Annotated in this window: 1 protein-coding gene; it reads right to left on the bottom strand. The window is 30.5% G+C overall.

The genetic code is table 11. From position 1 onward, the window contains the following. Positions 1-92 precede the first annotated feature (92 nt). Positions 93-1385, bottom strand: a complete 1293-nt coding sequence (gene istA / locus ACXQH5_RS13690; RefSeq protein ID WP_000777467.1) for an IS21 family transposase — start codon at positions 1383-1385, stop codon at positions 93-95. Positions 1386-1477 lie beyond the last annotated feature (92 nt).

Raw genomic sequence — 1477 nt, 5'->3', positions numbered from 1 at the left:
TACTAAAATCGATAACATCATCAAGATGATTAATCATTTGATTCATTTTCAAATATTCTAAATTCGCTTTTAAGCGCTTATAATTCGTCGAATTATTCATCATACAACTCTCCAATCGCATTCAAATTATCTATCGCAATCTGATTAATATCATCCATTTCTCTATTTCCAAAAGAAGATGACAGTGTTTCTAAATAATGTTCTTTTTGATAATTTAATTTACGTTGTGTGATGAGATGTTCACAAATCGATTTAGTGTTATAATAAACGTGTAGTTTTTGATCATAAACTTGAACTTCAACTATTTTCCCACAATATTCAGCTGGTACTGAATATTGATTGGACTTATATGTAATCATATTAGAGTGGTTGACTTTCAAATATTTATGTTTCACTTTATATGAGTTTCTTACATTCACATTCGGTAGTGGTTGTAAGAAACTTTTTTCTTTTTCTAAAGCAATAATAGGTATTTTACCTGTACTCGTATGAACTGAGTAGTTCAGTCGCTCATTAAGATTAGAAATAAACTTAGGAATCTCTTCCAAATATAATTCGCCTTGATAAGCATGAATTTCATCTAATATTTTCATTATCGATTCTACTTTACCCTTTGTTCTAGGACGGCCGGCAATACAAGGTTTTACTTTAAAATTAAAATCATCAGCGAATTGTTTAAATCTACGATTTATTTGACCATTTGTACGTTCTGTTCTGGGTTGATCCATGACCGTTTTCATGTTATCCGTTACAAGTTCATTAGGCACACCTCCCATTAGCTCAAACGCTTGTGTCAATAAATTAAATAAGACATCACTTGATTTATTCATTGTCACTTGCATGATTACAAAACGGGAATAAGGAAGTAGTAGTACGCCTATATTTAGTGAAACGATTTGATTATCCTTCGTTTTAAAGTTAATGCCTTCTTTCCAGTCAAACTGTGCTTGATGACCGGCTTTTGTTTCGAATCTCGTTGTGCCTTTAGGCGACATCCGTTGATAACCTTTCATAAAATAACGATTAAACTCATCATGTTTAAGGATATAAGCTCTAAATGTAGAATACGCACACGTTAACCCATGTTTATCCTTCAAATATTGCCAAAGAATACGCTTATAGTAGAACTTTTGTTCACTAGTGTCTGAAAGTAATTTTTCTATGATAGGGTAATACTTGTCAATAATAGACTGACGATTTCTCTTTTTGGTTGGCTCAAAGCCATTTAAATATTTATCAACTGTTCTTCTATCAACATCCATGTGTCTCGCTATTTCACTTTTGTTTATTTTCATGTTTAAGTTCTCCATAACAATTTTTAATTTTGGTAAATCTGTAAGAGTAGTAACTTCAAAATCAGTATTTATGTCTAAAGATAATTTCATTGTTGTTCACCTCAATAAAATTATCTATAGGTTTTTAAAAATTGTACATGTTTAAACAATCAAAAGTGTACATTATTAAATTATCATTTCCA

Source organism: Staphylococcus sp. SA22 (assembly GCF_054165785.1).
Note: the sequence above shows the minus strand (reverse complement) of the source record. Positions and strands in the feature narration are given on the sequence as shown.

Bases quoted from the DNA above. Each gene is read 5' to 3' on its own strand.
- istA (WP_000777467.1), bottom strand. From the start codon at position 1,385: ATGAAATTATCTTTAGACATAAATACTGATTTTGAAGTTACTACTCTT.